Origin of the sequence: Spongiactinospora sp. TRM90649 (assembly GCF_029382225.1) — a bacterium.
Taxonomy (GTDB): Bacteria; Actinomycetota; Actinomycetes; order Streptosporangiales; family Streptosporangiaceae; genus Spongiactinospora.
The window spans coordinates 125,410-138,328 of the sequence record NZ_JARLTC010000020.1 but is presented as its reverse complement, the minus strand read 5'-3'; the positions used below and the strand labels follow the sequence as shown (position 1 = coordinate 138,328).

Genomic DNA, 12,919 nt, shown 5'->3' with positions numbered 1-12,919 from the left:
ATCCCATGGTGAGCCGGCCATTTTCTCTGGATCGAGAGGAAATGTCATGAATATCGTGCCGTCTCTCGATCCGGGATCTCCTCGGGTGCGGTTCGGTGCGGAGATGCGTCGGCTCCGCGAGGCCGCGCAGCTCTCGCAGTCCGCTGTGGCGGCGCGGCTCGGGTGCACGCAGACTCAGGTGAGCCGCTTGGAGAAGGCGACCCGCAGCCCGTCGAGGTCCGACGCGGAACGGCTGGAGCGGTTGTTCGGCGAGTCCGACGGCGTGTCCTTCATCAGGATGTACCAGCAGATCCACGCTCAGCCGGGCGGCCCGGTCTGGTTCCGTGACTGGGCCGAGGAGATCGAGCCGACGGCCCGAGTCATCCGATCCTGGGATCCGATGCTGGTCCCAGGACTCCTCCAGACCGAGTCGTACGCGCGGGCCATCTTCACGCTGGAACCCCGTGCCACGTTCGAGACTGTGGAGCAACGCGTCGAGGCTCGCATGCGACGACAGCGAATCCTGGTTCGCGACAACCCTCCGCGTGTCATCGTGCTCTTCGAGGCGGGTGTCCTACAGCGCAGCGTGGGTGGCCCTGAAGTAATGCGCGAACAACTCGGCCGTCTGCTGGAAGCGGCATCTTCGCCGTCGATTTCCATACAGCTCGTCGATCCGGAGTGTCTTCCCGGCTTGGCGGGCGCATTCATGATCGCCGAACTCCCCGATGGCCGACCGATCACCGTCAATGCGGATTCACCAGCCCAGGGACATGTCACCACCGACTACGAGCACGTCGCTGCCATTCAGGAGCGCTATGAAACGATTCGACTATGGGCCTATCCTGAAAGGACGTCCCTCCAAATGGTCGAGAAGGCGAGGCACGAATGGACCTGAGTAACGCAGCGTGGCAGAAGTCATCACGATCATCAGGAAACGGTGGCCAGTGCGTGGAAGTAGCCACCAACCTGCCAGGTATGGTCGCCGTCCGTGACAGCAAGGACCCTGAGGGCCCGAAACTGGTCTTCAGCCCCGGTGAGTGGGCGGCATTTGTGACCACCCTCAAGTCCACTCTGTAGCAGGAGTCTCAGAAGAGGGCACCGTCCGGAGGGAACAGACCGTCTCCGAGAAACGTGTCCTCCTCGTCCCCCTTATTCTCCACACCTGCGGTGGCGGAGGTCGCCGACGGGCGCGCCTTCGCCCGCCTGGCGGCCTTCGCGGTGCCTTGAGTGCCCGTCTCCGACTCCTGTTGGTGGCGGTAGTGATTGAGGGCCAGAAGCTTGTCGAGGATGTCGAGACGCGCCTGAGGCCCGACCGTCCAACGCATCCCTTGGCCGTGGTCGTGGAACCCGTGATCGAGAACGACATCGGACCAGGCGGGCAAGGGAGCCTTGGCCTTCCGAGCTTCGTAACCGCGGATGGCAGGCTCGCTCTGCTCGTCCAGCGCGTACGCTTCTTGGACCGCTTCGTCGATCTCGGTGTGCAGATCTCTGATGCGCTGAATCGCCGGGGCAGATTCAGCGGGATCATTTACCATATTGTAAAGCTTGGTCAGACCGAGTTCACACTCCAGCATCAGGCTGCTCCTATACTCATGCAGTTCCCTCCCCGCTCGGTCCATCCGCCTGGTCCGCCCAGGCTGAGGAAAGGTCTCAAAACCATCGGATGGCGTGTATCGAGTGTCATTCCTCAAAGTGGACTGGCCCTTTACTGTCCACCATGTGAAGTGAAAACTGCTAGACAAAAGAGCCATGTCCGCATGGCGGTCAGTAGCAAAGACAACAGTTGCCTCGCTTATCACTGGACCAGTCGACACAAACACAGGCAGTCCGGTCTTGCTGACACGTGCAATAACCAGAAGTCGCCCAAGGCCTGTAATAGCTGCATATAATCCAGGCGCTCGCTCCGCATACTGCCACCACCTTTCTCGACGAGCCTGACGCTTATTTTTCTCTCGAAAAGGTTTCACTTCGCGTTCTGTGATAGCGAATAGATCCGCATAACTTTTCGCTCTCGCCATCGACCAGTCATGAAAATTGATCACCCAGCGACGACCCGAACAGTCGGGGCGGGAGTTCAGATCCTCTCCATTAAGATAGGGGTATAGTACTTCACGGTTCCGCGGATCTCTCTCAATCCATCTTTCAGCTTCCGCTGGGGACATGGTGAACCCCAAACCAAGCACATACGAGCCGATGAAGGACTGATCGGCGTTAGCGGCGAGCCGAAACGGCAGGCCATCCATCCGCCCTTCGGGGTCGAGTGAAGACGTGATCGCCGGGACCTCTTGCCCGTCTCGAAGCGCTATTTCCCGCTCCCCCGGGCATCCGGCCCAGAGCAGAGAAACCTCCAGCGACGCCGTACCCGGCCACGGCTGAGATTTCACCGTCCGGTAGACCCGCCAACCCCGCTCATACGCCTGGTCGAGTCCGACCTCTCGCGTGTCCCCCTGGGAGATCGTGTTGGTGGCGATGATCCCCACCCGCCCCTTCGGAGCCACCGCCAAATCACGCAGCAGGAAGTACGAACATAGGTCCGCGCTCCCCCGCTTCCCTTCAGCGACATACGTGACAAGGAACTCTCGGTAGTCCTCTCCGATTGCCCCGGTGAGCCGCTGACCTCCGATGAACGGCGGGTTGCCCACCACCGCGTTGAACCCACCGCGCAACATGACCTCAGGAAACTCCAAAGGCCAGTGCAACGGTCTGATCGGCTCTGGCCTGCGCCCGCCGCCCGTCAGCATCGGCGTGATCAACCGCCGTACCCGCCGCTCCGCCTCCCGCGCCTCGATGACCGCTTCGGCATCGATGAACTCGGGTTCGGCCACCAGCGCGGCCAAGCGCGTACCGTATCCCTCCTCCCCCGGCTCACCCGCGAGCGCGATGGCCCCCGCGAGCGGGGCGAGGACCTTCTCTACGTCCTCCGCCAGCTCGGCCAGCAGCCTGCCGTATTCGTCCCCCTCCTCCTGCTCCGCCCAGTGCGGAGGGCGGTTCCGCTTCTTGTCTCCCACGGCGGCGAGCGCGGCGGCGACCACGGCGTCGGCTGCGAACCGCAACTGCTCGGTGAGCCCGCGCACGGTGGTGAACTTGGCCTCCAGCTCCCGGCCGTGGGCCGCGTCGCGGACCGGCTCCCGTTCGATCTCCACGCGCAGGCGCTCCGCCTCCCGCAGGATCGTCTCCGTCGTCTCCCACAGCGCGTTCGTCAGCCGGGCGTTGCTGAAGCGCCCTTCCCTCGGATCGAGATGGAACGCCGTGAGCTGCCGGTCCTCCACGAGCCCGACCAACGAATCACCGTGCCGCAACGTGTGGTCCAGGAACGAGAACGGCTTGTTCTTGGCCAGCGTGAACAGCCACAGCGACAACTTGGCCAGCTCGACCGCCTGCTCGTCGCGGTCCACCCCGTAAATACAGCTCGCCGCGACCCTGCGCCGGGCCTCCAGCAGCAGCCCGTCACGGTCATAGTCCGGGCCGACCGCGTCCACGATCACCCGCGGCACGCCCTCCCGTTCCCAGCCCTCGACCACCCGATCCGCCAGGTATCGGCAGGCCGCGACCAGGAACGCCCCCGACCCCATCGCCGGGTCGAGCACCTTCAGTTCGAGCAGTTCGTCCCAGCGCTTGACCCGCCACTCATGCGGCTCGGCCCCCTCGGCGGGCCCCGGCGTGAAACAGAGCGGAGCGAGAGTGTGCTCCACGACCTCCTCCGCCAGCCTGCGCGGCGTGTAGTGCGTGCCCGTGGAGCGCCGGTCGTCGACCTGGGTGATGATCAGCGAGTGCCGAGGGAAGGCCGTCGGCCACCCCCGCAGGTCGAGACGAAGCAAGCCGAGGAACGGGGCCACCCGGCCGGCCAGGGCGTCATCGTTGTCGCAGGCCGTGCGCAGCCGTTCGAGGTCGGCCTGCTTCGGCTCGGCGGCCAGCGCCTTGGCGACCCGGTTCGCCGTCGCCCCGCACGCCTTGACCAGCCACGCGGCGAAGTCGGGCTCCTCTTGACGAGCGCGTTCCAGCTCGGCGAGCGGCAGTTCCGGCTCAAGCTTGCCGAACAACCCGACATACGGTTCGGTCACCCGGACGCAGGAGAACTCCAGCAGTCCTTCGTAGACATGCCCGATCTGCTCCACCCCGAGGCCCTTGTAGCTGAGCCGTTCCGGCGCGCCGCTCTCGCCCACCAGCACCAGCAGCGCCGAGAGGATCTGGTGGACCACCCGGTCGGTGATCCTGACGGCCGTCAGCCAGCCGAACCTGTCCGGGTCGAACAGCGTGCCGCCGTAGGGCGGGATGCGCATGTCGTCGTGTTCGCATCCGCCGTACACCGCGCCGAAGAGGGCCAGCAGCCGGGGCCACGCCGCCCGCCGCCGGTCGCCCACGGCTTCGCCGTACCGGCTGCGATCCTCCTCCAGGGCGTCGAACAGCCCGCCGACCGAGTACGAGCCGGCGTAGAGGTCGGAATCGACCGGCAGCAGCCGCTGGTCCTCCGCGTAGAGCAGGAAGACCAGGCGCATCATCACGGTCAGCGCGCCCCGGTGGAGCTGGCGCTCGGGCACCCCCACGAGCAGTTCTCCACCGGACTCCCGGTCGAGCCTGGCCACCTCGCCGACCAGCAGTTCGACGGCGTGCAGCACCTGCCTGCCCAGCGTGTCGGTGATCTCCGCCTGGGCGTCGGCGCTGCGCGAGAACAGCGCGGCCAGGCTGTCGGTGGGCCTGCCGGCCGCGTCCACCGGGGGCTTGAGCACGCGGGTCGCGGCCAGCAGGGTGGTGAAGGCGCGGAGCAGGTCACGCTCCTCCAGCCACAGATCGGCGTCGAAGGTCGCGACCGTGGACGGCTCCTGCACCCGGGCGTGCACGAGAATCCACAGCCTGCCGTTGGTCAGCAACGCCAGCGGCACCCCGCGCCTGCGGCACAGCTCGGCGGCCTCCTCGACCGCCGACCGGCGGTCCTTGCCCGCCCTGGTCAGCGGCTCGTCCCAGCCTCGACGGTAGATGTGCAACCGTTCGGCCCTGCCGCCCGTACCGTCCGGCCCGAAGGCGACGGCGTCGGGCCGGGCCCGCGTGTCGTTCGGCCCGAACGCCCGCAGCTCGGCGGGCAGACTCGCCCCCTCGGCCAGCAGCGGACCGGTCAGGCCGAGCACCTCCCGCAGGACGAACTCCTGCCAGGCGAAGTTCAGCTCACCCGGAACGGCCCGCACCTCGCCCCACGCCTGCATGAGACGCGCCAGCCGTCCTTCGGGCAGCGTGTCCAGGCCATGCGGCAGCGCGTCGGCGAGCACGCCGACCGAGACGAAGGGGCCGTCGGGCCTGAGCAGGCCGAGCCAGTCGGCGTGCTGACGGGCGATCGACGGGCTGGTGGACCTGCGGCGCGGCGGCATCATGCCCCCTGGTGGGCGATCGAGGCGGGCACGAGGAAGGTGATCGCGGCGGGGAACCACCGGACGGTCGGGTTGGCGTAGCGGCGTCTGATGGCCTCGGTCTCGTCGGCGAGCTGGCGTGGGATCGACTCGCGGCGCTCGATCAGCGCCTCGCGGTCCTTGCTGAGCTGGGTGCGCTCCTCATCGCCCTCGAACAGACTGGGCTGCCAGTACCCCTCGTCGTCCAGCGCGGCGGTGATGGTGCGACGCAGTTCCTCCAGCACGGCGGTCATGGCGGCGATGTCCTCCTGACAACGGTTCGCCAGGTCGGTGGCGTGCCGGTTCGTGCGCCGTCTGGCCCGGTCGGCGAGGATCGCGGCGATCTTCGGCTCCAGTTCGATGCGCTCCCAGGCCGCCGCGAGCCGATCCAGCACATGCCCGGGGGGCGCCTCGTCGCTGGAGGCGGCTAGCCAGGTCTCCAGGTTCTCCGCGCTCACGCGTGCCAGCCTGCCTTCGTCGAGAGAGCCGCCGCCGACTATGACCTCCTCGTGCAGCCGGGTGCCCTCGTCTCCGGTGACGACGATGCGCATGTGGGCGACGACGGCGGGCGAGGCGATGAGATCTCCGGGCACGACCCGTGCCGTGACCCTGGACAGCTTCGCCTGGCCGCCGCCGTCCCCGGCGTTCCACAGCTCGGCCCGGAGCAGATGCATGCACATCTGCACCAACCGGCTGCCGAGGTGGAGCAGCACCACGTCGGTACGGCCCGCCGCGGCGGCCTCGTCGAAGGTCACCACTCGCTCGGCGTAGGTGACCGGATGCAGCAGCCCGTCGTTTCGGGCGTCCGCCCACGCGCCCGACATCGGGGGCAGGCGGAAGCAGCGGGCGCTCACCCCCTTGGGCGGCTGGGCGTCGATCAGGTCCTTGTCGTGGGCCAGCCGCAGCGCCGTGCGGACCACGCGCTCCACCGTCGCCGGTGAGAGGTTCAGCTTCGTACGGCTGCCGCGCAGGGTCTCGCTCAGCTTCTCCAATTCGGCGGCCAGCTCACGCCGGATCCTGATGTCCGCGGTTCGCCGCCGTTTGGCGATCTCGGTTTCGGCCGCCTTCCAGTCGGCGGGACGCCCCAGCATCTTGTTCTCGACGTTGGCGGCGATCACGTCGCCCGCGCTGCCGAGGTCTTCCCGGATCTGGTCCACCTTCCTGGCCGCCACGGCGAGGAAGTGCAGCTCGTCCTCCAGAGAGTTCCCCTCCGGCGTCTCCTGCCACCCGTCGGGGACGAAGTGGAAGACGTCCACCTGGGGCGCGGGCTGCCCGTGCCGGTCGATGCGGCCGTTGCGCTGCTCCAGCCGGTTGGGATTCCAGGGGATCTCCCAGTGGAGCAGGCGGTGGCAGTGGTCCTGGAGGTTGATGCCCTCGCTGGCGGCGTCGGTGGCGAGCAGGATCCGCATCGGGTCGAGGTCCAGGGAGTCGCGGAAGGTCTTGCGGACGCGGTCTCTCTCCTTGTCGTCCATGCCGCCGTACAGGGTCGCGATCTGCTCGGCGCGGTAGCCCGCGTGGAGGAGCCGGTCGCGCAGCCAATTCTGGGTGTCGCGGTATTCGGTGAAGATGATGACGCGCTCGCCGTCCTCCTTCTCGCCGGGGCGGACGAAAGGATCGATCCAGGCACGTAGCGCGTCGAACTTCGCGTCCGCGCGGTTCTTCGCCTCGCTCGCCCAGGTGCGCAGCTCGCCGAGCAGTTCCTTCTCCCGGGCGGTCAGCGGCGGGAGGAGCCTGCGCGCGGCGGTGAGCGCGCCGGCCTCCGCCTCGCCGTAGGCCGCGTCGTCCTCGGCGGTCTCCTCCAAGCGCTGCACGAAGGGGCGGAGCACGCTTTCCCTGGCCTTGGGCGGCAGGGGGCGCTCGCCGTTCTCCCGGCGGGCCATGGTCTCCAGATGTTTGTCCACCGTCGTGAAGAAGGCGTGCGGGGAGGAGAACATTCGCTTCTTCAGGAGCATCGTGACGAAATCGGCGGCGGTGCGTTGAGCGCTGCCGTCGGCCGTGTGCCGGCGGGAGGCGGCGTATTCCGCTAATCGCCTGTGCGCGTGGCGTTCCAGCTCGGAGTAACGCACATCGACGTCGTGGATGACCCGGGTGGCGAAACGCTGTGAGCCGTCCCATCGGCGGGGCAGTTCGCTCTTCAGCCGCCGGACCATGACCCGGGCGAGTTGTTCGTCCTTCGGGGGGACGCCGCGCGCGAAACGCTGGTCGTCGAGCAGTTCGAGCAGGGCCGTCCAGGAATTCTGGAAACCGTTGTGCGGGGTGGCCGACAGGAACAGCCGATGCTCACAGTGCGGGGCGAGTTCGCGAATGACCTCGGTGCGCTGGGAGTCCACGGCGTACTGGCCACGGGTCGTGGGCGCGCAGGTGTGCACCTCGTCGACGACCAGCAGGTCGAATGCCCGGGGATACTTCGGCACCGGCGGCAGCACGTCTCGCAGCAGCCGCCGGGGGCGGTCGCGCTTGAGCCAGTCCACGCTCACGATCAGCCGGGGGAAATGCGTCCAGGGGTTCGTGTAGAGACCGCGGGTGCGGCGTAGCTCCTTGAGCAGCCCGCTGTCCACGATCCGGAAGTCCAGCCCGAACTTGTCGCGCATCTCGTCGCGCCACTGCAGCGTCAGCCCGGCGGGGCAGACGATCAGCATGGTGCGGGCCCGATGCCGCAGCATCAGCTCCTGCATGACGAGACCGGCCTCGATGGTCTTGCCCAGGCCGACATCGTCTGCGATCAGCAGGTTCGTGCGCGGCATCGACAGCGCGCGCACGACCGGGTCGAGCTGGTACTCCTCGATCTTGATCCCGGATCGGAACGGCGCCTGGAGCATGGTGGTGTCGGCCGAGGCGATCGCGCCCCAGCGGACCGCGTCGAGGAAGGCGTCGAGGTGCCCTGGAGGGTCGAAGCCCCGGGCGGGACTCGGGAGCGTGTGCTGCTCGTAGGCGGTGGCGTTCGGCTCAAGTTCCCAGACGACCCGGAGCCGCTCGTCACGGGCGTCGTCCTCGATGCTGACCAGGCTCACCACATGGGGTGCCCGCGCCGCCAGCGATCTGTCGTCGGAACTGGCCACGCTGCCCTGGCGGACGTCGGCCACCACCCAGGGCCGGTTCCGGACGGTCACCACCTGACCGATCGCGGGTGGTGCCGATGCCTCAACCGGCGCCTGTGTCATCGCCGCTCCCCATATCTTCATCTCTTCCCGGTCATCTTGCCGTATAGAGCTCTGGGCATGATGACGTTCTACGATGCTCTATCGGCGCATCGGATGACGGTGTTGCAAATCGCCCCGCGAAAGGTGGTCAGATGGCCGAGCTCGCACTCTCCAGGGAGTTCCTCGATGGATACGACAAACTGGAGAAGCGCGTGCGAAAGCTGGTCAAAGCCACGATCTCCAAGTTCGGCGAGCATACCTTCGCCGGCCTCCATCTGGAGAAGTTGGAGAACGCCGTCGATCCGAATGTCCGCACAATCCGAATTGACCGATTTTGGCGAGGTGTCATCCTCAAGCCGGATCAGGGCGACGTCTACTGCATGCTCGCCGTCCTGCCGCACGACGAGGCGATCAGATACGCCAGAGGCCGGAGGTTCACCGTCAACCAGGCCCTCGGCGTCCTGGAGGTCCGCAACGAGGTCGCGCTGAACCAGGTGCGCCCGGCACTGGAAGAGACCGCCCGGAAAATGCCGGACCGCCTGTTCGCACATATTGGCGACGCAGACCTGCGGCGGCTCGGTATCGACGACGACCTGATGCCCCTTGTCCGGCTGCTGACCGAGGAGGCACATCTAATGGCCCTCGAAAGGATCCTCCCCGCCGCTCAACGCGACGCCCTCATTGCCCTGGCGAGCGGGATGAGCGTGGACGAAGCCCTCGCCGAGATCGGCAGACTGCTCGTCTCGGACAGACCGCCTCGGCAGGTCGATGCCGGCGACCTGGTGGCGGCCATGGAGCGCACGCCCGGCGAGATCGCCTTCGTCTCGGGCTCCGAGGAACTGGCCTGGATTCTGGAGCACCCCTTCACCGCGTGGCGCGTCTTCCTGCATCCCGCGCAGCGGAAGATCGCCTACCGGGAGTCCTACTCGGGCCCGGTCCAGGTCACCGGAGGAGCGGGAACCGGCAAGACCGTCACCGCGTTGCACCGCGCCAAGCACCTGGCCGCCCACGGGAACGGTCCGATCCTGGTGACCACGTTCACCAAGACCCTGGCCGCCACGTTGGCCCAGCAGCTGGACCTGCTCGTCGACGACCCGGGGCTGCGCGAAAAGATCACCGTGACGCACGTGGACAAGCTGGCCAACTCCATCGCGACCGCCGATCAGGGGCGGCCGATCAAGATCATTGGACCCACGGAGGAAGCGGCGACCTGGGCCGCGGCCTCGGCGCACGCGCGGCTGAACCACCGACCGGCCTTCCTGCGGTGGGAGTGGGACCAGATCGTGCTCGGCCAGGACATCCGCGACGAGCGGACCTACCTCTCCTGTGACCGTCGCGGGCGAGGCGGGCGACTCTCGGCCGATGAACGGAGGCGCGTCTGGCTCGCGATCGAGGCGTTCACCGGGGAATTGCGGCGCAGTGGCTATCACACTCATCGTCAGGTGGCCGAAGCCGCGGCGCGGATCATGGCCGCCACGCCGGTCAAGCCGTACCGGCATGTGATCGTCGATGAGGCACAGGACCTTCATCCGGCCCAGTGGCGCCTGCTGCGGGCCGTCGTGGAGCCGGGACCGGACGACATCTTCCTCGTCGGCGACCCACACCAGCGCATCTATGACAACCGGGTGTCACTGACCAGTCTCGGCATCGCAGTGAGAGGGCGCAGCCACCGGTTGAAGCTCAACTACCGCACGACGCAGGAAATCCTCACCTGGGCGGTCCGTGTGCTCGGATTGGACCCCGTGCCCTCGCTGACCGGCGAGCCCGATTCGCTCACGGGATATCACTCCACACTGCACGGGCAACGTCCCGCGGTGGCGAGGTTCGGCGACAAACACACCGAACTCGCCGCCCTGAGCACCCAGGTTCAGGAGTGGATCAACGACGGCGTGGAGCCGCACGCCATCGGGGTCACCGCGCGGACATCTCAACTCGCGGGCAGGGTGTCCGACGCTCTCCGCTCCGCCGGGATCGACTCCATTCCGCTGGCGGCCACCGACGCCTCCCCGCGTTCGGTCAGGGTCGGATCCATGCACCGGATGAAGGGCCTGGAGTTCCGCTGTGTCGCAGTGGTGGGACTGAACCACGATGTCCTGCCGTCCCCCTCGGCGGTGACTCCCGCGGAGGAGGATGGCACCACTCACAGGCAGGATCTCCAACGCGAGCGGTGCCTGCTCTTCGTGGCGTGCACGCGAGCGCGGGACTCACTGTACGTGTCCTACCACGGCGACCCGAGCGCCTTCCTCCCCCGCTAGGGCGCGCCCTCGTCACGGCAGACGGCAGGGCTATGGGGTGGCGGAGAAGAAGGGGTCGTCTACGACGTAGTGCCAGTGACCCTCGGGGGAACGGCGGACGACCTCGGTGGTGGTGGTCGTGAGGTCGGTGCCGTCGTCGGTGAAGCCGGTGACAGTGGCGTCGTTGGCGATGACCGCGAGGTCGTCGGTCTTGTGGATGTTGCGCGGGGTGAGGGTGATCTGGGCGCCGCGGTCGATGTAGACGCGCAGGGCGTTCCTGATCTCGTCGGTGCCGCGCACGGTCGTGCCGGGGTCGGGCTTGAAGATGGCGTCCGGGGCGTAGAGCGAGACCAGCCCCTCCAGGTCGCCGGAGTTCATGGTGGCCATGAAGAGCTTGGCGAGTTCCTCGGGCGTGCTCGCCGTGGCGTGATCCATGTGTCGATCTCCCCTCACAGGATTGTATGCGTCATCGTATATGAATCTTCCGGAAGCGCAGCCGGGCCGCCATGCCGACCAGCAGGATGAAGGCGACCGCGCCCACCGTCCAGGGGTCGCCCGGCCGTCCACCCAGGTCGCGATCCATGACGTGGGAGATCGCGTGGACCACCGCGCCGACGACTCCGCCGAAGAGGCCGACGAACAGTACGTCCCGCCACAGGAGGGCCCCCGCCAGGCTCGCGCCGATGCCCAACTGGAAGGCGCCGAGGTCGTGAAAGAGGTGCAGGCTGAAGGGTGGGTAGGTGGCGATGGTCGAGTAGAAGCTCTCCGGCCAGAAGAACGACCACAGGCCGTTGATGACGAAGAACGCCGCCCCGAGGCCCGCGATCACGTTGGCCGTGAGCCGCGCGCCGCTCTTTCGGTTGTCTCGGATTTCATCGCTCATGCAGACATGGACATTGTGAACTACAAATTTCGTGACATGCCCATGGTGCGCACGACGGAAGGGAGGCGAACCCCGTCGGCTCGCCTCCCCCGGCTCAGGTGTTACGCGTTGGGGTTGAAGCGGATGCCGGACGGCATGGCCTTCGCGAGGTTGGGGGCGAACCGGCCGTCCTTGAGGTCCAGTCGCGCCGATCCGAAGTCGGCCGATACCAACCGGTCACGGATGCCGGGCGGGAAGCCGTTCCAGCCGACGAGGGCGGGGAACTGCCACCGGCCGTCGTGGTTCTCCGGGGGCTCGTCGTTCGGTGTCGCGAACCGGAAGGCATGTGTGGCGATGCCGTCCTTGTGATAGACGATCTTGGGGTGGGTGCCCTGCCACTGGATCTGGTCGCTACGCCGCACGGTGTACTTCCCGTGGGCAGAGGTCGCGACATAGCGCGCCTGGTTGTTCCGGACCCACACCACCACGTGCTCCAGGTCGTGACGGTGACCGCCGCCCAGGACGCTGACCTGGTCCTTCTCGAAGTACAACGCGTACATGATGGCGCACCAGCCGTTGTCGCACTTGTAGCGGGCGTAGCCGTTGGTGTTGCGCAGGTCCCAGCGGTCGCGGCAGTGGCCGTTCAGCGCGCCGCTGGTCTTCAGGCCGGGGGCCACGGTGCCGTCGCGGCCGATGGCGGGGGTCGGGTAGCAGCCGTCCTTGTCGTAGTCATAGGCGGGCTGGAACCGCTGCGCCAGTGCGTCGGCGTTGCCGGGAAGGGCCTGGGGCGGAGCCGCCAGCGTATTGGTGGACGCCGCCACCGATGGGGCCGCGAGCGCGCTTCCCGGGAACGCGGCGGCGAGTGCCAGGCCCGCGCCGAGCGCGAGCGCCGATCTCCGGATCCTCCGCGACGTCCGGGGGTGCGTGCTGGATCGGGTCCGGCGGTCGGTGTGTCCGAATAACGAGTGCTTGTCCACGCGTTCTCTCTCCTGGTCGGGGTTGTCGAACTGCGTTCTTGCGGTGACTCGGCGTACCGAACGAAGGGTCCATGGCGGGCCGTACGGCGGGGAGGGGAAACGGGAAACCGGAATTCCGCCTCGGCCTGACCTGCGGCTTCCGGTCAGGGGAAGGGAAGCGGGAAGCGGGAAGCGGGAAGCGGGAAGCGGGGAAAGCCGGAAATGTGCGCTCATCGGCGTTCGCCTGGGCGGGCGCACGGTTGCGGGTCCGGCGCCAGGTCGGCCGCGGGCATCCAGCCGACGGGGCGGGACGGCGGGCGGTGGTTCTTCCGGAGCATGCCCGTTCACGCGGTCGCGCGGTGCACTATCT

8 protein-coding genes are annotated in these 12,919 nt (G+C 67.5%); 3 read left to right on the top strand and 5 right to left on the bottom strand.

Annotated features, from left to right (window positions below):
- The first annotated feature begins 46 nt into the window (after positions 1 to 46).
- On the top strand, positions 47 to 874 hold the full coding sequence (locus P3X83_RS23425) for a helix-turn-helix transcriptional regulator (RefSeq protein ID WP_277307322.1): 828 nt from the start codon (positions 47 to 49) through the stop codon (positions 872 to 874).
- On the top strand, positions 865 to 1,056 hold the full coding sequence (locus tag P3X83_RS23420; protein ID WP_277307321.1) for a DUF397 domain-containing protein: 192 nt from the start codon (positions 865 to 867) through the stop codon (positions 1,054 to 1,056). Before P3X83_RS23425 ends, P3X83_RS23420 begins: the two co-directional genes overlap by 10 nt.
- An 8-nt stretch (positions 1,057 to 1,064) precedes the next feature.
- Here P3X83_RS23420 and P3X83_RS23415 read toward each other — a convergent pair whose 3' ends face one another.
- Both P3X83_RS23415 and drmD read right to left on the bottom strand, forming a co-directional pair.
- Entirely contained in the window at positions 1,065 to 5,342 is a 4,278-nt protein-coding gene (locus P3X83_RS23415; RefSeq protein WP_277307320.1) for a DNA methyltransferase, read from the bottom strand.
- Positions 5,339 to 8,518: a DISARM system SNF2-like helicase DrmD gene (drmD, locus tag P3X83_RS23410; RefSeq protein WP_277307319.1), complete on the bottom strand. Its 3,180-nt coding sequence runs from the start codon at positions 8,516 to 8,518 to the stop codon at positions 5,339 to 5,341. The genes P3X83_RS23415 and drmD overlap by 4 nt, the downstream gene beginning before the upstream one ends.
- Before the next feature lie 131 nt (positions 8,519 to 8,649).
- Between drmD and P3X83_RS23405 the strand changes: the two genes are divergently transcribed.
- Entirely contained in the window at positions 8,650 to 10,752 is a 2,103-nt protein-coding gene (locus P3X83_RS23405) for a UvrD-helicase domain-containing protein (RefSeq protein ID WP_277307318.1), read from the top strand.
- Positions 10,753 to 10,782: 30 nt separating this feature from the next.
- Here the strand turns inward: P3X83_RS23405 and P3X83_RS23400 are convergent, their stop codons facing one another.
- The 3 genes from P3X83_RS23400 to P3X83_RS23390 all read right to left on the bottom strand — a co-directional run bounded on the left by P3X83_RS23400 (position 10,783) and on the right by P3X83_RS23390 (position 12,570).
- Complete coding sequence (locus P3X83_RS23400; protein WP_277307317.1) at positions 10,783 to 11,166, bottom strand: nuclear transport factor 2 family protein; 384 nt, start codon at positions 11,164 to 11,166, stop codon at positions 10,783 to 10,785.
- 31 nt (positions 11,167 to 11,197) lie between these two features.
- Positions 11,198 to 11,614 (bottom strand): hypothetical protein, encoded by a 417-nt coding sequence (locus P3X83_RS23395; protein WP_277307316.1) that lies wholly within the window; start codon positions 11,612 to 11,614, stop codon positions 11,198 to 11,200.
- 101 nt (positions 11,615 to 11,715) lie between these two features.
- Positions 11,716 to 12,570, bottom strand: coding sequence for an NPP1 family protein (locus P3X83_RS23390; RefSeq protein WP_277307315.1), 855 nt, complete (start codon positions 12,568 to 12,570; stop codon positions 11,716 to 11,718).
- Positions 12,571 to 12,919: the final 349 nt, after the last annotated feature.

Excerpts from the sequence above, each read along its gene's own strand:
- P3X83_RS23400 (WP_277307317.1), bottom strand. The coding sequence starts at position 11,166 with ATGGATCACGCCACGGCGAGCACGCCCGAGGAACTCGCCAAGCTCTTC.
- P3X83_RS23425 (WP_277307322.1), top strand. The coding sequence starts at position 47 with ATGAATATCGTGCCGTCTCTCGATCCGGGATCTCCTCGGGTGCGGTTC.
- P3X83_RS23420 (WP_277307321.1), top strand. The coding sequence starts at position 865 with ATGGACCTGAGTAACGCAGCGTGGCAGAAGTCATCACGATCATCAGGA.
- P3X83_RS23415 (WP_277307320.1), bottom strand. The coding sequence starts at position 5,342 with ATGATGCCGCCGCGCCGCAGGTCCACCAGCCCGTCGATCGCCCGTCAG.
- P3X83_RS23405 (WP_277307318.1), top strand. The coding sequence starts at position 8,650 with ATGGCCGAGCTCGCACTCTCCAGGGAGTTCCTCGATGGATACGACAAA.
- drmD (WP_277307319.1), bottom strand. The coding sequence starts at position 8,518 with ATGACACAGGCGCCGGTTGAGGCATCGGCACCACCCGCGATCGGTCAG.
- P3X83_RS23395 (WP_277307316.1), bottom strand. The coding sequence starts at position 11,614 with ATGAGCGATGAAATCCGAGACAACCGAAAGAGCGGCGCGCGGCTCACG.